The following is a 20079-nucleotide window of genomic DNA, read 5'->3' as shown; positions in this document are numbered from 1 at the left end:
CGACCCTAGCGGGGCATCATCGCCAATTGACGACTCTGGACGACGACTGCGCCCGTCGAATCGAGAACAGCATGATCCTCTTCGAACCACGTGCTGCCCAGAACATCCGAGCTCGCCCGCACGCGAAGCCATCCCGGCGTCGGCAGTCGGCGCAGGTACGTCGTCAACTGCACGGTCGGCGCCCACCCGAACAGGCCGCGGTTCATCGTCACCGGCGCGCTGATGTCACCCGCCATGATCGCGAACAGCACAGCGGTGTCGAGGTCGTTTTCGTCCTCGGGTCGAGGACGGACCCACATCCTGACCTCGGCCTCGCCTTGGCTGCCGGTCAGGAAGTGCGCCGAGGTGGTGTCGATTCGCATGTCGCAACCCTGACCGACATGCACGACCTGCGCCATCGGGTGATCACCGATGACTGCCACCGCACTCTCCGGCGGTTCCGGTGACATGTCGTCGATCGACGAGGCCGTGACGAAGGTGGGGTCGCCGTCATCGGGGAATCCGAGCGTGACCGCCGCGCGAACAGCGCTGCGGCCCGCCTGGCTCAACTCGACGTCTAATAACGCGACCTGGCGTCCCTGCTTTCGGACGATCACCTCCAGTTCGACTTCACCCGGATCTGGGGCCGACAGATAGTTGGCGCTCACCGCGAGTGGCTGCATCTTCAGAAGCGAGTCGTTCTCACCTGCGCCGTCTCGCAGACATTGACGCGCTGCAGCGGCGCACACAGCCATCATGGAGCCGCCGTGCACTTTCGGCCCGATGGTCCAGATCGAATCGATCGTTGCGGTGTATCGCCCGTCGCCGAGCGAGGTGAGGCGATTGAGATCTTGAAAGGGACTGGTGCTCATCGATTTTCCTATTCGGTGCTTTCTCGGTGTTGCGGGAAATGTCGTGCGGCCAAATCTTGGTGCGCCAGGCGTCGCAAAGCTGTCAGGACGGGTTCGTACATGGCGGTTCCGAGGACCGCATAGCGAATGCCGTCCTCGGTCGAACTGGTAGGCATCAGCTCGATTTCCACTTCGGCAATCCCTCGGATGTGGTCACCGTAGGCGCGCAGGCGCTCGTCCGAGAGACTCAGTCCGGCATCCTCGAGGCCGATCAGTGCCCGCTCGAGGTGCGCGACCGCCACGTACCTCGGCTCGAAAACCTGACCGAGAAACTCCAGAACCTTGCGAGCTCTGGGGAACTCTGGATCCGGTTCAGGTTCGACGTACGGGGGTAGTTGCGCGATTGCGCGGCCGAAAGTCTCGAATTCGGATCGCTCGTCACTGTCCACCAGTTCGAGCACCGCGCGAATCCGTGGAATCGCGAGTCCCGCCCCGGCCAGGGCCCTGACCAACGCGAGTCGCCGGACGTGCTGTTCGCCGTACCTCGCTCCCGTTGCGCTGGTCGGCTCACCAGGCATCAGCAGACCTTCACGGAGGTAGTACTTGATAGTGGCCAGTGCAACGCCGGACTGTGCGGCCAGTTCGGAAACCTTCACCGCTCCTCCGTCCAACTCGCTCGACCCATTACTGGATAGTGATGCTATCCAATGATGGCCGAGCATCGGTAAGGAGGACACGCCTTGCGCTAGGGTTGAACCTTCTTTGCGCACATCACCAGAAATTTCCGAACGGAGCGAACAGGCGGAATGACGGATTTGCAGTCGGAGGCTCAGCCCGACGAACAGTGGCGCATCGTGGAACCACTGACGCTGACTCCCCTGCTCACCGCCGCACTCGAGGTGTTCCACGAACTCGGTTACCACGGAGCGTCGGTTCGTGACATCGCAAAACGTGCCGGTGTCACCGTGCCGACGCTGTATTACCACCACGGCAACAAACAGGGCATCCTCGTCGCGCTGATGGAACCGGGCATCGAGAACGTCACCGCACGCGCGAGCGCTGCGGTCGACGCTGCCGGACCGTCGCCGACGGCACAGTTCGGCAATCTCGTCGAGGCGTGTGTTCTGCACATGACCAGTCGCGCCGACATAGCCTTCCTCGATTCCGAACTGCGGTACCTCGAGGACGCGGAACGAAAGAGCTACGCCGCCAAGCGAAAGAAGCTCGAGAACCTACTCGTCGACGTACTGACGGCAGGCGTCGAGAGCGGTGAGTTCACGGTCCCGGACATCACCGGAACGGGCCGTGCACTACTGGGAATGTGTCAGTCCGTCGTCCTCTGGTATCGACTCGACGGACCGCAGACTCCGCGCGAAGTCAGTGTTCTCTACCGCGAGATAGCCCTGAAAGCCGTCGGCGTCACTTCTTGAGCACTGAACTTCCCGGCATGTCCGATTAGCCCTTAACTGACGAACGTCACACCTGTCGGCTGACACCGAAACCGGGACGCGCCCACGGTCGCGGGTCCACACTTAGAAGCAGAGATGCGCGGGGTGGATCCGCAGACCGAGGGAGTTCTTGACGTATGGCCAACAGCAATCCATTTGTTCCTCCTAGCGCGGTCGACGTCGACCTTTCCGCGGTCGCCTGGGGGGCGAACCGCACGATGTCCGACTTCGAGACTGGAATGTGGCGGATGGAAGAGGCGCAGCCGCAACTGCGCTCACCGATCGTTGCGGTAGAGGTACTCGATCGTGCCCCGGACTGGGATCGACTTCTCGACGCAGTCGAGTGGGCATCGCACGTGGTTCCGCGTATTCGTATGCGAGCAGTGGAACCGGCAATGCAGCTGGGCAATCCGGTGTGGTCCGTCGATCCCGAGTTCGACATCGGCTACCACCTACGACGCGTCCGCTTACCTGCACCGGCGGACTTCGATCACGCACTGCGCATGTGTCGTCACCTTGCGACGGAACCTTTCGACAAGGCTCGACCGCCGTGGAGCGCGCTGCTCATCGAAGGTCTCGACGACGGTCGCGCCGTGTTCGTGGTCAAGACTCACCACTCCATCACCGACGGCATGGGCGGCATCCAGATGATGACGCTCCTGCACAGCAGACGCCCGGACCCCACTCCGAACAAGCCCGACCGCACACCGCCTGCTCCTGAGCATCTGTCGTCGGTGGGCGCCTTCGGCGAGGAGGTGGTCAGCGAGATCCGGCGTGCGCCCTCGCGTATCGCCAAGCTGGTCCGTGGTGCCACCAATGTTGCGACCACGGCGATCTCGAGTCCGATCACGACAGCTTCCGAGGTCCTCGGTTACGCCAATTCACTCCGCAAGATCGTCACTCCCCCAGCTCGTTCCGGTTCCCCTCTGCTCCACGATCGTGGTCTCGGACGGTGGTTCGGAACTCTCGAAGTGGGTGTTCCCGAGCTCAAGGCCGGAGCAAAAGCTGCCGGCGGCTCACTCAACGACGCGTACGTCGCCGCTTTGCTCGGCGGCTTCCATCGCTACCACGAAGCCTTCGGACAATCCGTCGAGAGCATCCCGATGGGTATGCCGATCAGCATGCGCACGGGCGCGGATGCCAACGGCGGCAACCGGTTTGCAGCCGTTCGCTTCAACGGCCCGGTCGCCGAAACGGATCCGGCCAAACGCATCAGGCAGGTGCGAGAGATCGTTCTGAGTCTGCGTGAGGAACCGGCGTTGGACGCTATCGACGTCGCCGCCCCGATCCTCGCTCGCCTGCCGAACTATCTACTCGCGAACTGGTATCTGTCCCAGTCGACAGGACTGGACCTGCAGGCGAGCAACGTCGCCGGCGTACCGGTACCGGTCTATCTCGCCGGAGCGAAGATCGAGCGGATGTTCCCGTTCGGCCCGGCGCCCGGTTGCGCGGCGATGGCGACACTGGTCTCCCACGTCGGGGTGTGCTGTATCGGAATCAATCTCGACACCGCCGCGATCACGAAGCCCGCGCTGCTGATGCAGTGCTTGCAGGAGAGCCTGGACGAGATCGTCGCTCTCGGAGTCACAACGGAAGGTGCGTGAGTCATGAGCGAGAACACGACCAACCCGCGCGTGTACCTCACCGAAACCATGACAGAGGCCGAAGCCGGCGTGCTGCGAAAGTGGCTTGCCGACAAGGCAAGCTCATCCGAAACTCGGCCGGTCACCGTCAACATCACCGACAAGACCCTGGCAGAACTGGCGGCACGGACCGACGACCCGATGCTCGCACCGCTTCGCGTGGTGTGGATTCCGGACACCCATACCAAGCACAACGTCGCGGTGCGACTACGTGATGCGCTGGCACCACGCGATCCTCTCCACCCCGGACGCGGTGCACAACGCAGAACCCTGCGCACCGACCCCTCTCGGTGCCAGGTCATCGAAGGTGAACCCGCACCACTGAGCGATCTCGAGCGTCGCCTCGAAAAGAGCGGTGGCGGTTCGCTACCGGAGTTCATCCGACGGCAGGCCGCTCTGGCACTCGAACGCGCCGAATTGGGCCTACTGGGTGGCCAGTACAAGGTGTCACGGTTCGTCGTCGACGAGATCACCGACACCCGCCGATTCGCCACCGAGGTCATGGCTTTGGCCGACCGGTTGAACATCGCCGTCGCCGAAGTCGATCGCCGCGCACGTGAAGCTCTCGAAGAAATGGTTGCCACCCAGAGTCGCCAAGCCATCGCGGTGTGGGATCGCCTGGGCCGCTACTTCGCTCGCGCCTACAAGCTGGACGTGGACACGAGCCGCTTCGAGGAACTCCGTGAGCTGAACAAAGAACACTCACTGGTCTTCCTCCCCAGTCACCGTTCGTACCTCGATCCCCTCGTCCTGCGTCCGGCGTTGATCGCGAACGGCTTGCCGCTCAATCACGTCATGGGCGGCCTCAACATCAGTTTCTGGCCCATGGGCTCGATCCTCAAGCGCAGCGGCACCGTCTTCATTCGTCGAAGCATCGGCAACGACGAGGTCTACAAATGGTCGATGCACGAGTACATGCGCTATCTGCTGACCAAGCGCTTCAATCTGGAGTGGTACATCGAAGGTGGACGCGGACGTACCGGGAAACTACGCCCGCCGCGCTTCGGTCTCCTGACCTACCTGACCAAGGCATTTCAGGTCAGCGGAGCGTCCGACGTGTACCTCGTCCCGGTTGCGCTGAGCTACGACCAACTCTACGAGGTCGGGGCCATGGCTGCCGAGGCGCTCGGCGCCGAGAAGACACCGGAAGGCCTGCGCTGGATGGTGGGTTACGTACGCGCCCAGGGAAAACGCAACGGTGTCGCGCACGTGACCATCGGCCGGCCGCTCTCACTCGCGGACGCACTCAGCCAGGAAACCGATCAGCGCCTCGCCATTCAGAAGGCCGGCATCGAGGTGTGTCACCGCATCAACGAGGTCACCCCGGTGACCGTGTCTTCACTGGCGATGTTGGCGTTCCTCGGAATCGAAGACCGGGCGTTGACAGTTCGTGAACTCACCGCGATTCTCACGCCGCTGTTCGGCTACATCACCGCGCGAAATCTTCCGATCGCCGGCGACGTCGAACTGTCCGATCCGCGTGTCATCGAGAAGGCATTGCAGACACACGTCGATTCCGGGGTGCTCGAGCGCTTCGATCGGGGCGGCGAGCAGGTCTTCTACCTCGGCAAGGACCAGCATCTTGTCGCTGCCTTCTACCGCAACAACACGATTCACTTTCTTGTCGTGCGTGCCATCACCGAACTCGTACTTCAGGCAGCCGTCGAAGAGCGGTTCGAGGACCCCATCGGGGACGGGTGGGCAGAGGCCAAGCGCATCCGAGATTTGTTGAAATTCGAGTTCTTCTTCAGTGACCGGGACACGTTCGAGCAGGAGATGCGGACCGAGCTGACGCTGATAGACCCCGAGTGGGAAACCGTCATGGCCGACGACAAACGAACCGAGCACATGATCGAGACGGTTCGCCCGTACCTCGCGCACCGCGTGCTCCAACCGTTCCTCGAGGCGTACCAGGTTGTCGCCGATCAGCTTGTGCTCGCGCCGATTTCGACATCGTTCGACGAAAAGTCGTTCATCAGCAACTGCATCGACGTCGCACATCAGCGTCGACTGCGGCAGCAGATCGCCAGCAACGAATCCGTCTCCGGCGAGTTGTTCGCCACCGCACTGAATTTGGCGCGCAACCGTAACTTGATCGAAGTCGACGACGACGGAGTCCGGGCCAGGCGCCTGGCATTCGCTGCCGAGATCAAGGTTCAGGTCGAGCGCCTGCGTCACCTTCGCGCACTCGCGCATGCACGACTCGATCAGGTGGCGATGCCGGTACCGGACGCCGCCGCGGTAGTGACCATTCCAGAAGCAAACCGAGCGCCCGCCGCGAACGAGGAAGTAGGACTGTGACCGGACTCGAGCGTCTGCACTCCGCCATCGAAGCCGCCCCGCCCGGGCCCGGAACGATCGCCGCCTTCGACCTCGACGGCACCTTGATCAGCGGGTACTCGGCCAGCGTTGTGTACCGAGACCGCCTGCGACGCTTGGATATCAGCGTCGGCGAACTCTTGCGCACCACCGGTGCCGCGATCGACACCCAATTCCGCGGTGCTGACGTCGGAGCACTCATGGACATCGGCGTTCGAGCCTTGGGCGGCCGTACCGTCGAGGAACTGAACGACTGGGGCCGACGGCTGTTCAAGCAGGAAATCGCCGCGATGATCTACCCGGAAGCCCGCGGGCTACTGGCGGCACACCGGCGAGCCGGCCACACGATCGTGATGGCTACGTCGGCGACTCCGTTCCAGGCCAAGTACGTCGCCGAAGATCTCGACATCGAAGACGTGCTGTGCACCGAACCCGAAGTCGTCGACGGCATGCTCACCGGCGAACTGTCTTCGCCCGCACTGTGGGGGCCGGCCAAGGCCAATGCCCTTGCAGGCTATGCCGAGAAGATGGGCGCCGATCTGAAGAACGCGTTTGCGTACTCCAACGGTGTCGAAGACGTCTTCATGCTCGAGGCCGTCGGGCGACCTGTCGCGTTGAATCCCGATCGTGGTCTGGCCAAGATCGCGTTGCGCAATCACTGGCCTTCGGTCAGCCTGCGTAAACCGCAACGAGGCGCAACACCGATCTCCACGATCCGAACGGCGACGGCCATGGGCGCGCTTGCTGCCACCGCCGCCCTCGGTGCGTCGGCAGGCATTGTCACCGGGAACCGTCAACTGGGTGCGAACCTGGTCGGCACGTACGGCCCCGACATCTCGCTCTCACTGCTGGGCATCGACGTCGAGATCGACGGCGAGCACAACGTGTGGGATCACCGCCCGGCGGTGTTCATGTTCAACCATCAGAGTTCCCTGGACATGTTGGTCCTGGGCACCGTGATCAAGCGTGACGTGACCGGCGTCGCGAAGAAGGAAGCGGCAAGCGATCCGCGGTTCATGCCCGTCGGTGCACTGCTCGACGTCGCCTACATCGACCGCACCGACACCACGAAGGCGAAGGCTGCACTGCAACCGGCAGTCGACAAGCTGAAGAATGGTGTCTCGATAGTCATAGCTCCGGAGGGCACCCGTTCTCCGACGCCACGTCTGGGCCCTTTCAAGAAGGGTGGATTCCACTTGGCGATCCAAGCCGGTGTGCCGATCGTGCCCGTGGTGATTCACAACGCGGGTGAACGGATGTGGCGCAATTCGCTTGTCGCCCATCCAGGCCCGGTCTATGTCTCGGTGCTCGATCCCATCTCGACCGAAGGCTGGGAGACCAAAGACCTCGACGCACACGTCGAGAAGGTGCGCGCGCAGTTCGAAGCTGCGCTACTTGCCGGCCACCGCTGAGCGTGCCAGGTGCTCGCGTGCAAACGCGAGCGCCTGCGCCAGCATCGACGACCGCTCCCGCCGGGTGCGCGCGTTCTGCGTGTTGATCTCGATGACTGCCTGGCCGCTGAATTCGCTCGCAGCCAATTGCTGACACAACTCCGCGCACGGCTGTGAGCCATGCCCCGGAATCAGGTGCTCGTCCATCGACGCCCCGCGACCGTCGGCCAGGTGCAGGTGCTCGAGCCCCTTGCCCATACGGGAGGCCAACTCCAGGGCATCCATGCCCGCCGTCGCGGTGTGCGACAGGTCGAGTGTGTAGTGAGCATGATCGGAATCGGTCGGGTCGTACGACGGACTGAACGCGGACAACGCTGCCCCTGGACCGCCACGTTTACGCAGACGCTCCGCGGACTTGTCCTTGCCGCCGAAGAAGCTGTCGGCGCGCATGGGGAACATGTTCTCCACCGCCACCACGACGCTGCTCTTCGATTCGAGTTCGACAACCTGTTCCGCGAAGCCTTCGGCGTACTTGCGCTGCCACCGGAACGGCGGGTGGACGACCACCGTCGTCGCTCCCAAGGTTTCGGCGGTGCGCACCGAACGCTCGAGCTTCTCGACCGGATCGGAACCCCACACGCGCTGCGAAATCAGCAGACACGGCGCATGCACCGCCTGCACCGGAATGGCGTACTTGCGAACGAGGGCGGCAACAGCACCGATGTCCTGACTCACGGATTCGGCCCACACCATCAGTTCGACACCGTCGTATCCGAGATCAGCGGCGTAGCGAAATGCTGCTTCCGTGTTCTCCGGATATACCGAAGCCGTCGACAGGCCGACGGCTATCGGCCGACGAACCATGCGCTGCGATCCCCCGATCATCGTCCGATCAACCCGAGGTCAACAAGAACGCCAGTGGACCGAGCGTCACGATCATGCCGACGACCACCGCGATCACGAAACTCGTGATGTCGTCCGTCTTCCGCAGAACCCGCACGACAGCAACCAGGCCGACGATCACGATCAGCGCGAGCACCAACGCCACCCACGGCAGCATGTCCCACAGCTTCTCGAAGCCCTTGAACATCGCGCCGCCGACGATCAGTGCAACAACCACCTGACCGGCAAGCACTGCCCATTCACGGATCGAGTTACGCTCGCCTGCCTCTTCCGCTGCCGGTTCGGCTTCGACATCGGACTCCGCGGCGGCACTGGTCTTTTTTGCACCGTCATCGACAGCCGGCGCCTTGACCAGATCGACCACGGCGGTGGATTCGGCCTCGCCGGCATCCGCGTCTGCGATCTTGTCGATCAGTTCGGTGCTCTCTTCCGGCGCGGCCGGAGCGGGAGCGGTCTGTGCAGGTGCCTTGGCGACGGGAGTGGGGACACGCGGCGGCAGGATCGGCGGACGCAACGACGGCGACTGCGTTGCGGCGCGCTCCTGACGCATCAGGTCGCCCGCCAGGGTCTGACCCGACAGCAGGGCTGGTTCCTGCGTTACCTGCGTCGGTGACGAGGAGTTGAGCGGTGCCCGGCTCACCCACTGCCCGGGCGAGGACTTCGAGGTCTGTCCCGGCGAAGGTGTGGAAGTCGGCTTCGGAGTGGTGACCGGCGGCGCAGCAACCGGCTTCGACTCACCCTTGGGTGCCTGCGGCTCGTCATCGTCATCGTCGTCGTCGAACGAGACGGCGAAGGCTGCGGTGCGATCGGCGGGAACCTTCGGTGCCGGTTCGACTGACTTGGCGGTTTCCGCGACGGCCTCGGCCGGCGCTGAAGGTGCAGAGTTTTCCGGCGCAGCGGCTTCGGGCCGGGCTGCTGGTTCGTCGGACTCGGGCTCGGCGGCCGCGCGCGATCCCGATTGGCGAACGATCGGGATCTCACCCGTCAGTTCGGCGACGGAGATGCCACCGGCTACGCCGCGCCGGCGTCGTCCACCTCGGGATTCGACGCTCTGACCGTTCCGCTTGAGCAGTTCCGCTACGGAAATCTGCTGACTGTCCTCGGTCATCAAGCACTCACCACCAATTCACCGCCCATTTCTGTGTCGAGCTTTCGCAGAATCAGACCCTCACGCAGTGCCCAGGGACAAATTTCCAGTTCGTCCACTCCGAGCGCCCGCATGGTTGCCTCTGCGATGAGCGCGCCGGCCACAATCTGCTGTGACCGATCCGAGCTCACTCCTTCCAATTCTGCACGGTCCGCCGCCGTCATCCTGGATATGAAGGCTATGAGTTGCCTGAGTCCGCTGGAAGTCAGGGTCCGTTTTGCCCGGGGGCCTGCGGCAGAAGGGGCCGCGCCGGTGAGCCGAGCCAACGATCGGAAGGTCTTCGAAGTCCCGACCGTGCGGTCCCAGTCGCCGGCGGCGCGCAGTTCCTTGGCTGGTCCGACCAACTCCGCGTCCAGCCAGTCGCGCAATACAGCGACCCGGCGCTTGCCCGGCGGATCGGCCTGTAGCCAGTCGCGCGTCAACCGTCCGGCACCGAGTTGCAGTGAGAAGGCGACGTCCGGATCCTCGTCACCACCTGCTGTGAGTTCGAGCGAGCCGCCGCCGATGTCCAGGTTCAGGATGCGTCCGGCGCTCCAGCCGTACCAGCGGCGCACGGCCAGAAAGGTCAAGCGGGCTTCGTCGACCCCGGACAGAACCTCGAGGTTGACTCCGGTCTCGGCGCGGACGCGGGCGAGTACGGCTTCGGAATTGTTGGCGTCACGGACCGCGGAAGTGGCAAAAGCCATCATTTCCTCGCACCCGGACGTCTTGGCGATACCGGCGAATTCGGAAACCGTCGACACCAACCGATCGGCTCCTGACGTGGTGATATCGCCGCGGTCGTCAGTGTTTTCTGCCAGCCTCAACGTGGACTTGGTCGAGCTCATGGGTGTTGGGTGGCCGCCCCGATGGGCGTCCACAACCAATAGATGGACGGTATTGCTTCCGACGTCGAGTACCCCTAGTCGCACATCGCCACGTTACTGGGTCTACGGTCGGCCCTTGTGACAGCAGGTAACCCAGACCGGTCCCACAAGATGACTCCGAGCCCCGAGGTCGATCTCGATTTCCCGCGCGAATGGGTCGAATTTGTCGATCCGGATAACTCCGAACACCTCATTTCCGCTGATATGACGTGGTTGCTCTCGCATTGGACCTGCGTGTTCGGTACGCCGGCGTGTCAGGGCATCATCGGAGACCGCCCGGACGACGGTTGCTGCTCGCACGGCGCTTTCCTCTCCGATCAGGAAGATCAGGACAAGCTCGATGCGTCAGTGAAAATGCTCACAGCCGAAGACTGGCAGTTCATGGAAAAGGGTCTCGGCAAGAAGGGCTACGTCGAAGAAGACGACCTCGAGGACGAGCCCGCGCTGCGCACCCGCCGCTACAAAGGAGCGTGCATCTTCCTCAACCGGCCGGGTTTTGCCGGAGGCGAGGGCTGCGCTCTGCATTCCATGGCGCTCAAGAAGGGCATCGAGCCGCTCGAGGTGAAACCGGACGTGTGCTGGCAGCTACCGATCCGCCGCACCCAGGACTGGGTCGACCGGCCGGACGGCGTCCAGATCCTCAAGACCACGATCACCGAGTACGACCGCCGCGGCTGGGGTGAGGGCGGCGACGACCTCGCCTGGTACTGCTCCGGCTCCCCCGACGCTCATGTCGGGGAGCGGCAGGTCTGGCAGTCCTACGGGCCCGAGTTGACGGAACTTCTCGGAAAGCGCGCGTACGACGAGCTGGCTCGCCTCTGCAGGCGTCGCGCGGGCCTCGGCCTCATCGCAGTCCATCCGGCGACCACGATCGCTCAGAACAAAGCTCAGGGCTGACTCCGCCTGAACAAAAAGAATTCAGCCGCTCACACGATCGTGTGAGCGGCTGAATTCTTCTCGACATTTCTTCTCGACGAGGTTCGATCACGCTTCGAGCTTGTAACCCAATCCACGGACCGTGACCAGATGTTCCGGCTTGGCCGGATCCGATTCGATCTTCGAACGCAACCGCTTCACGTGTACGTCAAGGGTTTTGGTGTCACCGACGTAGTCGGCGCCCCAGACGCGGTCGATCAACTGTCCGCGGGTCAGCACCCGACCGGAGTTGCGGAGCAGGTACTCGAGGAGATCGAACTCCTTGAGCGGCAACGTCACCGGGTTACCCGCGACCTGCACGACGTGGCGCTCGACGTCCATCCGTACCGGTCCGGCCTCGAGCACCCCGTTGTCGGAGGCGAGGTCCGCCTCGTTCTCCACCCCGCGGCGCAGCACCGCACGGATGCGAGCGATCAGCTCACGCGCCGAATACGGTTTGGTCACATAGTCGTCCGCACCGAGTTCCAGGCCGACGACCTTGTCGATCTCACTGTCACGCGCCGTCACCATGATGACGGGGACGCCGGAGCGCGACCGCAGCGCCTTGCAGACGTCCGTGCCACTCATGCCGGGCAGCATGAGGTCGAGCAGGACGATGTCCGCTCCGGAGCGATCGAATTCCGCCAACGCCGACGGTCCGTCGTTGACGATGGTGGTCTCGAAGCCTTCCTTGCGGAGCAGGAACGCCAGCGGGTCCGCCAAGGACTCCTCGTCCTCCACGATCAGCACACTCGTCATCGTTTGGCCTCCATGCCGTTTTCTCTACTGCCTTGTTCTCGTCTGCCGATCCGCGTGGAACCGGCGGTTCCCGCGTCGTCAGAGTCGATGTCGTCGTCCGACTCCACGTGTGCCGGTATCTGCAACGTGAAGGTAGACCCTGTACCCGGTTTGCTCCACAGTTCGATGGAGCCGTTGTGATTGGCCGCGACGTGTTTGACGATCGCCAGCCCCAGACCGGTTCCACCGGTCTGCCGTGACCGCGCCTTGTCCACGCGGAAGAATCTCTCGAACACTCGCTCCTGGTCCGCTTTCGCGATGCCTTCTCCTCGGTCGGTGACTGCGATCGCGACATTGTCGCCGCGTACCGACCGACTGACGGAAACCGGAGAACCCTTGGGCGAGTATGCAATAGCGTTCTCGATGAGGTTGGACAATGCCGTGACGAGGAGAGTCTGATCCCCGAGTACTTCCAGCCCACTCGGATGGTCGGTGGTGACCGTGATCCCGGCGGCCTCGGCCGACAGATTCGACCTCGACAGTGCTTCGGACACCACGGTGTCGACGTCGACCACGTCGAGATCCGGCAGCTTCTCGGCACCTTGCAGACGCGAGAGTGCGATCAACTCGGTGACCATCTTGCCCAGACGAATCGACTCACCGAGCACCCGTTCGCCGAAGTGGCGCACCGATTCCGGGTCGTCAGCGGACTCGAGCAGCGCCTCCGCGAGCAAGCTCATCGCACCGACCGGCGTCTTGAGTTCGTGGCTGACGTTCGCGACGAAATCGCGTCGGGTCGCCTCCATGCGGACCTGCTCGGAATCGTCGTCGGCGAACAGGACCACGAAGTTGCGATCGTCCTTGCTGAGCAACCGGGCCGTGCCACGTACCGCGATCTTGTCGCGGCCCCGCTGAGCGGTCTGCGCCGTCAGATCGACCTCGACGGGTTGACCCGTCCGCAGAACTTCCTGAGCAGCCCGCCAAGCTCGCTCGTCGACCAGACGATTCTTGACGAGACCGAGTTCCTCGGCGCGAGGATTGAAGAGCACGACGTCGTGAAAACCGTCGACGACGGCGATACCGCTTTCCGAAGCCAACACGATGAGGTCGAGAACCTGGGACATCGTGAGCCCGGTCTGTTCGTCCGAGCGCTGACTCTGGCGCGACGACAGCCTGGGTACCAGCACCCCGCCGACGAGGTAGCCGACCAAGCCGGCGACCACGACCAGCAGCACTGCAATCACGACACTCACGGCGCAATCGTACGTTCGCGCGAAGAGTCGGTTACGGCGGGTTCGGACGTTCCCACCCGTGTAATCCGCCAGGTGGACGGCGTTGGTTCGTCGTTCATCTGCTGTTGGCCGAGGCCCCCCGAAATCACTGTTCGGGGGGCCTCGACGCACATCATCGGGTTGCTACTTTCCGCCCTGATTCGCCACCGCGGCGGCGCCGGCAGCTGCGGCCTCCGGATCCAGGTAGGTGCCGCCGGGATTGAGCGGCTTCAGGTTCTCGTCGAGGTCGTAACGCAGCGGGATTCCGGTCGGGATGTTCAGGCCCGCGATGTCCTCGTCCGAGATGCCGTCGAGGTGCTTGACCAACGCACGCAGCGAGTTGCCGTGCGCGGTGACCAGCACGTTCCGGCCGGCGAGCAGCTCCTGGGAGATGGTGTCCTCCCAGTACGGGATCAGACGCTTGACGACGTCGAGCAGGCACTCGGTCAAGGGAACCTCGTCGAGGTTCGCGTACCGGGGATCGGTGTCCTGGCTGTACTCGCTGCCGGCTTCGATGGCGGGCGGCGGGGTGTCGTAGCTACGACGCCAGAGCATGAACTGCTCGTTTCCGTACTCTTCCTTGGTCTGCGCCTTGTTCTTGCCCTGCAGAGCGCCGTAGTGGCGCTCGTTGAGACGCCAGTCGCGCACTACCGGGATCCAGTGGCGATCGGCGGCGTCGAGCGCGAGGTTGGCTGTGCTGATCGCGCGGCGCAGCAGAGACGTGTAGAGAACGTCGGGCAACAGGTTGTGCTCGGCGAGCAGTTCGCCGGCGCGCTTGCCCTCGGCCATGCCCTTGTCTGTCAGGTGTACGTCCACCCAGCCGGTGAACAGATTGAGTGCATTCCATTCGCTCTCGCCGTGGCGGAGCAGGACCAGGGTTCCGATACTCATGGCGTTCATCCTGGCACGAGTACCGGAACCCTTCTTGATCAACCCTGTCCGGAAATCAGCTCGGGGCAACTTCCGCAGTTCGCAGATCCTTGCGGAGGATCTTTCCGGCCGCGGATTTCGGCACGGTGCTGATGAATGAAACCTGGCGGACCTTCTTGTGCGGCGAGACGCGCTCGGCGACGAAGGTGATCACGTCGGCTTCGGTCAACTCGGCGCCGTCCTGGAGCACGACGAATGCCTTCGGGACCTCTTCGCCCTCGGCGTCGAGCACACCGATCACTGCGGCGTCGGCGATCTGCGGATGGGTCAGCAGCAAGGCCTCGAGTTCCGCCGGGGGAACCTGGTAGCCCTTGTACTTGATCAGTTCCTTGAGGCGGTCGACGATCTTGACGACGCCGTCGCCGTCGACGGTCGCGATGTCACCGGTGTGCAGGTAACCGTCGTCGTCGAGGGTGTCCTTGGTGGCCTGGTCGTTGCCGAGGTAGCCGAGCATGATGTTCGGGCCCTTGCACCACAGTTCGCCGGGCTCGCTGACGCCGTCCGAGCCGAGAGCCGGGTACGCGACCTCTTCGCCCGTTCCGGGGTCGACGAGCTTGCATTCCATGTTGGCGATGGTCGGACCGCAGGTGTCGAGCGCGATGTCGTCGCGGTCGAACGGAATCGCGTGCGAGACCGGGCTCATCTCGGACATGCCGTAGCCCTGGCGGACGTGGCAGTTCAACCGGTCGGCGACGGCCTTGCCGAGCGCCGCGTCGAGCGGGGCCGCACCGGAGAAGATGGTGTGCACGCTCGAGAGGTCGTACTGATCGACGAGCGGATGCTTGGCCAGCGCGACGGCAACGGGTGGTGCGACGAAGATGTACGTCGACTTCTGCTCGGCGACGATCCGCAGGAACTCGACGAGATCGAACTTCGGCATCGTGATGAGGCTCGCGCGGCGATAGAGCGCAGCGTTGAGCAGGACAGTCATGCCGTAGATGTGGAAGAACGGCAGGACCGCGAGAATCTTGTCGTCGGTCTCGATGCCCATCCGCGGAATGATCTGGCAGACGTTGGCCACGAGGTTCCGATGGGTGAGCATGACCCCCTTGGGTCGGCCGGTGGTGCCCGAGGAGTACGGCAGCACCGCGAGTTGGGTGGCCGGATCGAAGGAGACCTCGGGCGCCGCTGCACCCTCGCCGAGCAGATCACGCAGCGAGAGGTGGCCTTCGGCCCCGTCGAGTACGAACACGTTCTCGGCCGGGATACCGACCAGGTCAGCAGCGGCCTTTGCCTGCGGCAGGAGCGGCGAGACGGTGAAGAGGAACTTGGCCTTGGAATCGGTGAGCTGCTTGGCGATGTCCTCGGCGGTGTAGAGCGCGTTGATCGTGGTCGCGACGCCACCGGCACGAAGGATGCCGTGGAAGACGGAACCGAAGGCCGGGACGTTGGGCGAATGCAGCCCGACCACGTCGCCGACGCTGAGTCCGCGCGCTGCGAGAGCGCCTGCAACGCCGTTGATCTGTGCGATCAGCGAAGCGTATGTGGTGACTGCGCCCGAACTGCCCTCGACGAATGCCGTCTTGTCGAGGTCTGCGGGGTCGGTGTTTCCGAACAGGAAGTCGTAGACGCTGAGGTTGGGGATTTCAACGTCGGGGAACGGACTCTTGAAGCTCACTGTGCTCCTCGAAAAGTTGCGCGGCGGGGTGGTGTGACCAACTTACTGTGACTCACGGGAACAGTATTATTCCGTGACGACAGTCACAAGTAAAGGTCACTTTACGTGACACATCCGCGATGTGTCTCACCCCGCTCGATCAGCTCTGCGCGGGCTCCTCCTCGATGAGGTGCTTGAACGGTTCGAGATTCGCCAGCGACTCGCCTCGCGACACCCGCCACGCCCACTCACGCTTGATGGACGAGGAGAAGCCGAGTTCGAGGATGACGTTGAAATCGCCGTCGGCGGCTTCGAGAACCTGACCGAGCACTCGGTCGAGTTCATCGCCGGTCACGGCATGCTCCGCGATCTTGCCGACCAGGTAGATGTCCCCGACCTTGTCGAGTGTGTACGCCACCCCGTACAGACGGCGGTTGCGCTTGAGCAGGAACTTGTAGACGCCTTCGAAGTTCTCGTCCACCTTGCGGCACACGAAGGCCTCGACCCGCACACCGTGATTGCCAACGGTGAGCAGAGTCGACGTCTTGAGTTTGTGTTCACCGGGAAGTTCGACGATGAAATGCGCGTCGTCTTTTCTGGTGAAGTCGAGTTCACGCTCGGTGAGGGCCTGCTCGATGGTGTCCGAAATGCTGCTCATGTACGCACTCCCCCGGTCCGGCGCAGACGCCACAGACCCCGCGCACGGCGGGGCGAGAAGTCGCTGGGACCGGTTCCGTTGTTGTAGTTGACTGCGGCTTTGCGATAGCTCTCGAGCAAACCGTCCGCGGTGTGTTCCCACGAGAAATTTTCGGCGTGACGCGGTGCCTGCGCGGCGAGTTCGGCCAAGCGCGTCGGTGCTGTCACCAAAGATTCGAGGGCGCCGGCCCAGTCTTCGGTGCGGTGTCCTTGAACCAGCAGGCCTGTCTCCCCGTTGCGTACGGCTACTCCCAGTCCGCCGACGTCGGCGGCGATCACGGGAGTTCCGCAGGCTTGAGCTTCGATGGCGACCAATCCGAAGGACTCCGAATAGCTCGGCACCGCAACCAGATCCGAGGCACGGTAGACATCGGCGAGACGCTCAGGAGCCTGCGGCGGCAAGAACGTCACCTGCGCTGTGATGCCGAGTGAGCGTGCCAGTTCGATCAGCACGTCCGGCCGCGCGAGGCCAGTTCCGGACGGCCCGCCGACGACGAGGATGCGCAACGGCAACTCGGGGCGACGGCTGATCACTTCGGCGGCAGCACGCAGCAGAACGTCCGGCGCTTTCAGAGGTTGGATCCGGCCGACGAAAGTCACGACGACCTCGCCCGGGTCCAACCCCAACGACGCGCGGGCGGAATCGCGATCGCCCGGTCGGTAGCGGGTGAGATCGGCGCCGGGAGCCACGACGTCGATACGCGTGGGATCTGCGCCGTACAACTCGTGCAGCGCCTTGGCTTCGTCGGTGGTGTTGGCGACCAGGCGATCGGACTCGGCGACTACTTGCTGCTCGCCGATCTGACGTGCTGCCGGCTCCGGGGTGTCTCCCTCGGCAAGCGAAAGATTCTTCACCGCCGCGAGGGTGTGGGCGGTGTGTACGAGGGGCACGCCCCAGCGGTCGCGGGCCAGCCAGCCGACCTGACCGGACAACCAGTAGTGCGAGTGAATCAGGCTGTAGTACCCGGGCTCGTGGCGCGCTTCCTCCCGCAGAACTCCTGCGACGAAGGCACACAGTTGAGTCGGCAGATCCGCCTTGTCCAGCCCTTCGAAGGGACCAGCAGCAATGTTCCGAACCCGCACTCCGGGAGCGGCGTCCACCACGGGTGCGTCGGCCGAGGACGTCGCGCGGGTGAATATCTCCACCTCGACGCCACGTTTGGCGAGCTGAATGGCGGATTGCAGAACGTAGACGTTCATCCCACCCGCGTCACCGGTGCCGGGTTGCGCCAATGGCGAGGTGTGGACCGAGAGAACGGCCACCCGGCGAGGGCGCGAAATGTGCATGGGCGTCACGACTCCATACTGCCCCCTCACCGGGCGCGAACTCTAACCGAGGCTCGAGATGAAGGTTCGCACTTCGGACACGAATCGTGTCGGATCCTCCACGAACGGGCCGTGATTGCAGCCTTCCCAGTACGACGCCTGGGACTTGGGAATCAGTTCCTCGGCGTGCTTACCTGCGCTCACGTCGACGACGGAGTCGTCGGTTCCGTGCAGAACGAGGACCGGGATGTCCAGGTTGCGAAGCAACTCGTCGTGACCGACAGCACGGTTGAACAGTGCTGCGCGCACCCGCGGACGCGTCGAGAGGCTGTACCCGAACAAGGCCTGCGACGCTGCACCCTTGCCCTCGGGTGGGCCGGTGAGAGCATTGCCGAAAGCGCCGAGTGCACGGATCGCCTCGCGGGGATCTTCGGACATCGCGCCGGGAACTGCGCTACGCATCGCCGAGCCGACCTTGCCACCTTTTTCGCCGCGCCCGATGCTGGTGATCGCCCCGACCAGAACCGCGCCCGCCACCGCGCCGGTGCCGTGCGCTGCCAGGTAATCGCAGATCACCAGACCGCCGTACGACCAGCCGAGCAGGATCGCGTTCTCGGTGACGCCTTCGGCCGCAAGAACAGCCGCGACGTCGGCGGCCCAGTTCGCGGAATCGTCGTATCCGGATTCGGGCGCATCTGAGTAACCGTGGCCGCGCAGATCGACGGCGATCAGCCGATAGTCCGCGGCCAGGTCCGCGAGGACCTGCTCGCCCCAGCACTGCGAGGACTGAGCCCAGCCGTGCAGCAACACCAGCGGGGTCCCCGCCGAATTTCCGGTTACTCGATAGACGATGGACGTGCCGTCGACGCTGACGGCTTCACGAATAGACATGCCGTCACGATAGAGGCTGCGACTGCGGCGCCGACGGCGAGCATGTAGGCCGACGGGACGCCGTAGCGATCGATCAGCTGTCCGGCCAGCGCAGACCCGAGCGCCACGCCGACGCCGAGGCCGGTAACCGTCAGGGTCATTCCCTCGGTGAGCTTTTCCGGTGGGACGATCTGTTCGACCAGGGCTGTCGCGATGATGAGCGTCGGTGCGATGGTCGCGCCCGCCAGCACGTAGGCACCCGCAAGTGCGGCCACGTTTCCGACCAACAGAAGCGGGACGCTGAGAACGGCGACCGCCGAGGACGCGATCATCAACTGCCCGCGCAGCGATCGCGCCGGGTGCATCGACCCGAAGATCAGTCCCGCGATTCCCGAACCGCCGGCGAACAGCGCGAGGACCAGCGTCGCCGACCCCGGCGAATTCTGTTCCTTGGTGAACGCGATGGCGCCGACGTCGATGACGCCGAAGATCGTTCCGAGCATCACCATGATCACGATGACGATCCACATCACGTGGTTACCGAGAACCGATCGTCCGCGGCCGGGTCGACGCGGATGCACCTTCGGTTCGGTTCCGCGCTGTATGACCAGCAGCAGGGTTCCGGTGACCAGCAGGATCAACCCTGCCAGTGGTCCAGCCTCGGGGAAGAGCCCGATGCTCAGACCTACCGATATGACCGGGCCCGCCACGAAGCAGAGCTCGTCCACCACCGATTCGAAGGCGAAGGCGGTGCGCAGCTGAGGTTTTCCGACATAGATCGCCACCCACCTGGCGCGAATCATCGCGCCGATCGTCGGAGTGGCGCCGCCGGGGACGACCAGAACGAACAGCAGCCAGTCGGGAGCTTCCATCCGGACTGCGAGCAGGAGCGCCCCGATCGCGGTGACGCTCACGGCTGCGGCAATCGGCAGGACCGCTCGCTGTCCGAAGCGGTCGACCGCACGCGAGACCGCGGGCGCGATGATCGCCGACGAGAGCGCAAAAACCGCGGCGAGCGCGCCGGCGAGCGCGTAGTCACCACGAAGTTGCGAGATCATCGTCACGATTCCGATACCGATCATGGCGATCGGCAGCCTTGCGACAAATCCGGCGGCCGAGAAGGCGACCGATCCGGGGGCGGCAAAGATCTCGCGGTAGGCGCTCAGCAGGCCTTTGTTGGTGGATTCGCTCATGTCAGCTTCTCGTGCACTGAACAAGGTTCACAGAGCCGAGGCCGACTCGACAAATC

General features: G+C 63.9%; 18 protein-coding genes. 5 read left to right on the top strand and 13 right to left on the bottom strand.

The window, feature by feature from the left end:
• Positions 1 to 5: 5 nt before the first annotated feature.
• On the bottom strand, positions 6 to 851 hold the full coding sequence (locus tag ATN38_RS16545; RefSeq protein ID WP_007735317.1) for a thioesterase family protein: 846 nt from the start codon (positions 849 to 851) through the stop codon (positions 6 to 8).
• 8 nt (positions 852 to 859) lie between these two features.
• Positions 860 to 1486, bottom strand: coding sequence for a MerR family transcriptional regulator (locus ATN38_RS16540; RefSeq protein WP_218748259.1), 627 nt, complete (start codon positions 1484 to 1486; stop codon positions 860 to 862).
• A 150-nt stretch (positions 1487 to 1636) separates the two neighbouring features.
• On the opposite strand from ATN38_RS16540, the gene ATN38_RS16535 reads away from it, so the two are divergent.
• The 4 genes from ATN38_RS16535 to ATN38_RS16520 all read left to right on the top strand — a co-directional run bounded on the left by ATN38_RS16535 (position 1637) and on the right by ATN38_RS16520 (position 7652).
• The gene (locus ATN38_RS16535) at positions 1637 to 2260 is read left to right on the top strand and encodes a TetR/AcrR family transcriptional regulator (RefSeq protein WP_218748258.1); all 624 of its coding nucleotides are present in this window, start codon (positions 1637 to 1639) and stop codon (positions 2258 to 2260) included.
• 155 nt (positions 2261 to 2415) lie between these two features.
• Positions 2416 to 3882, top strand: coding sequence for a wax ester/triacylglycerol synthase domain-containing protein (locus tag ATN38_RS16530; protein ID WP_003941881.1), 1467 nt, complete (start codon positions 2416 to 2418; stop codon positions 3880 to 3882).
• A 3-nt stretch (positions 3883 to 3885) separates the two neighbouring features.
• The gene (locus ATN38_RS16525) at positions 3886 to 6222 is read left to right on the top strand and encodes a glycerol-3-phosphate 1-O-acyltransferase (protein WP_007735324.1); all 2337 of its coding nucleotides are present in this window, start codon (positions 3886 to 3888) and stop codon (positions 6220 to 6222) included.
• Complete coding sequence (locus ATN38_RS16520; protein WP_003941905.1) at positions 6219 to 7652, top strand: HAD-IB family hydrolase; 1434 nt, start codon at positions 6219 to 6221, stop codon at positions 7650 to 7652. Before ATN38_RS16525 ends, ATN38_RS16520 begins: the two co-directional genes overlap by 4 nt.
• On the opposite strand, the gene ATN38_RS16515 is transcribed toward ATN38_RS16520, so the two are convergent.
• From ATN38_RS16515 to ATN38_RS16505, 3 genes are read right to left on the bottom strand one after another with little or no spacing between them, the layout of a single operon-like run.
• The gene (locus ATN38_RS16515) at positions 7632 to 8516 is read right to left on the bottom strand and encodes a sugar phosphate isomerase/epimerase (RefSeq protein WP_042923251.1); all 885 of its coding nucleotides are present in this window, start codon (positions 8514 to 8516) and stop codon (positions 7632 to 7634) included. The two genes, ATN38_RS16520 and ATN38_RS16515, sit on opposite strands and share 21 nt — an antisense overlap.
• A 7-nt stretch (positions 8517 to 8523) precedes the next feature.
• The gene (locus tag ATN38_RS16510) at positions 8524 to 9642 is read right to left on the bottom strand and encodes a hypothetical protein (protein WP_118606382.1); all 1119 of its coding nucleotides are present in this window, start codon (positions 9640 to 9642) and stop codon (positions 8524 to 8526) included.
• Positions 9642 to 10592 (bottom strand): Ppx/GppA phosphatase family protein, encoded by a 951-nt coding sequence (locus ATN38_RS16505; RefSeq protein ID WP_003941975.1) that lies wholly within the window; start codon positions 10590 to 10592, stop codon positions 9642 to 9644. Before ATN38_RS16505 ends, ATN38_RS16510 begins: the two co-directional genes overlap by 1 nt.
• Before the next feature lie 66 nt (positions 10593 to 10658).
• Here ATN38_RS16505 and ATN38_RS16500 point away from each other — a divergent pair, with 66 nt between their 5' ends.
• The gene (locus ATN38_RS16500) at positions 10659 to 11444 is read left to right on the top strand and encodes a hypothetical protein (RefSeq protein ID WP_003941928.1); all 786 of its coding nucleotides are present in this window, start codon (positions 10659 to 10661) and stop codon (positions 11442 to 11444) included.
• Between the two features lie 87 nt (positions 11445 to 11531).
• On the opposite strand, the gene ATN38_RS16495 is transcribed toward ATN38_RS16500, so the two are convergent.
• The 8 genes from ATN38_RS16495 to ATN38_RS16460 all read right to left on the bottom strand — a co-directional run bounded on the left by ATN38_RS16495 (position 11532) and on the right by ATN38_RS16460 (position 20023).
• Complete coding sequence (locus ATN38_RS16495) at positions 11532 to 12221, bottom strand: response regulator transcription factor (protein ID WP_003942020.1); 690 nt, start codon at positions 12219 to 12221, stop codon at positions 11532 to 11534.
• Entirely contained in the window at positions 12218 to 13453 is a 1236-nt protein-coding gene (locus tag ATN38_RS16490; RefSeq protein ID WP_003941938.1) for a cell wall metabolism sensor histidine kinase WalK, read from the bottom strand. Before ATN38_RS16490 ends, ATN38_RS16495 begins: the two co-directional genes overlap by 4 nt.
• Positions 13454 to 13615: 162 nt before the next feature.
• A complete protein-coding gene (locus tag ATN38_RS16485; RefSeq protein ID WP_003941992.1) occupies positions 13616 to 14371 on the bottom strand; it encodes a phosphoglyceromutase in 756 nt (251 codons plus the stop codon).
• A gap of 46 nt (positions 14372 to 14417) precedes the next feature.
• Positions 14418 to 16019, bottom strand: coding sequence for an AMP-binding protein (locus ATN38_RS16480; RefSeq protein WP_058227473.1), 1602 nt, complete (start codon positions 16017 to 16019; stop codon positions 14418 to 14420).
• A 139-nt stretch (positions 16020 to 16158) separates the two neighbouring features.
• On the bottom strand, positions 16159 to 16656 hold the full coding sequence (locus ATN38_RS16475) for a YbjN domain-containing protein (protein ID WP_047268888.1): 498 nt from the start codon (positions 16654 to 16656) through the stop codon (positions 16159 to 16161).
• Positions 16653 to 17981, bottom strand: a complete 1329-nt coding sequence (gene mshA, locus ATN38_RS16470) for a D-inositol-3-phosphate glycosyltransferase (RefSeq protein ID WP_003941843.1) — start codon at positions 17979 to 17981, stop codon at positions 16653 to 16655. The genes ATN38_RS16475 and mshA overlap by 4 nt, the downstream gene beginning before the upstream one ends.
• Positions 17982 to 18023: 42 nt before the next feature.
• Positions 18024 to 18851, bottom strand: a complete 828-nt coding sequence (locus ATN38_RS16465) for an alpha/beta fold hydrolase (protein ID WP_256931865.1) — start codon at positions 18849 to 18851, stop codon at positions 18024 to 18026.
• Positions 18797 to 20023, bottom strand: coding sequence for an MFS transporter (locus ATN38_RS16460; RefSeq protein ID WP_003942019.1), 1227 nt, complete (start codon positions 20021 to 20023; stop codon positions 18797 to 18799). The genes ATN38_RS16465 and ATN38_RS16460 overlap by 55 nt, the downstream gene beginning before the upstream one ends.
• Positions 20024 to 20079: the final 56 nt, after the last annotated feature.

Origin of the sequence: Rhodococcus sp. FH8 (assembly GCF_019266085.1) — a bacterium.
GTDB lineage: Bacteria > Actinomycetota > Actinomycetes > Mycobacteriales > Mycobacteriaceae > Rhodococcus_F > Rhodococcus_F qingshengii.
The sequence above is the reverse complement of the archived record's forward strand: the minus strand, read 5'-3'. Positions and strand labels throughout refer to the sequence as shown.